The organism is Arthrobacter sp. SO5 (assembly GCF_020532805.1).
In the GTDB taxonomy this organism is placed as follows: Bacteria; Actinomycetota; Actinomycetes; order Actinomycetales; family Micrococcaceae; genus Arthrobacter.
Genome location: NZ_MQTQ01000088.1, coordinates 1 through 807, shown reverse-complemented (window position 1 = coordinate 807; position 807 = coordinate 1). Strand labels below are relative to the sequence as shown.

Below are 807 nucleotides of genomic sequence, written 5' to 3'. Positions count from 1 at the left end.
CCGTAAGCCAGTGAGGATATAGGTGGCATCACCTACGGGGTCTGACTCACCGTAAGCCTGACGCGATGTTGTTGTCCTTCGACCGATTGGTCGGCCTGGTGGGTGATGCCACTGCATACGAATGGCTCGGTGACGTGACCTCATAGGAGCGTGCGTTCAAAGCGCCCATCACTGGCTTGTCCGTCCCACTCGAACACCGTGTGCCAACTCAACAGCTGACGTTGAACGCGATCGAGAAGAGGTACGGCCATGACCCGGAAGAGCCCTGCTACCGACATCATCATCGGCGGAATCGACACCCACGGACACACCCACCACGCAGCCGTCTTGGATCATATCGGTCGTCAGCTCGGCGACCGGGAATTCCCCACCACACCTGCCGGCTACCAGGCACTGGGTGCCTGGTTGACTCGACATGGCCGGCTAGCGTGCGTCGGGGTAGAAGGCACTGGCACCTATGGTGCTGGACTCACCAGGTACCTGAAAGAAATTGGCGTGACAGTGGTGGAGGTCAATCGACCTGATCGCTCAGCACGTCGGGCGAAAGGAAAATCCGACCCGCTGGACGCGTACGCGGCCGCCCGCGCCGCGTTATCAGGGACCGCCGGAGGCCAACCCAAGACGCGCAACGGGAGGATCGAAGCGATCCGTGCGATCCGGGTCGCCCGCAGCGGCGCAGTCAAAGCCCGCACCCAAACCACGAATCAGCTCAAAGCCCTACTGATTACTGCACCCGCCCAGCTACGAGAACAGCTGCGCCATTTGAGTACGACCGTGCTGATCACGACGTGCGCCAGGATGCGACCA

At 61.3% G+C, this 807-nt stretch carries 1 protein-coding gene; it reads left to right on the top strand.

The genetic code is table 11. From position 1 onward, the window contains the following. Positions 1 to 249 precede the first annotated feature (249 nt). A partial coding sequence (locus BJG92_RS15650) for a transposase (RefSeq protein WP_232084911.1) occupies positions 250 to 807 on the top strand: 558 nt, incomplete at its 3' end.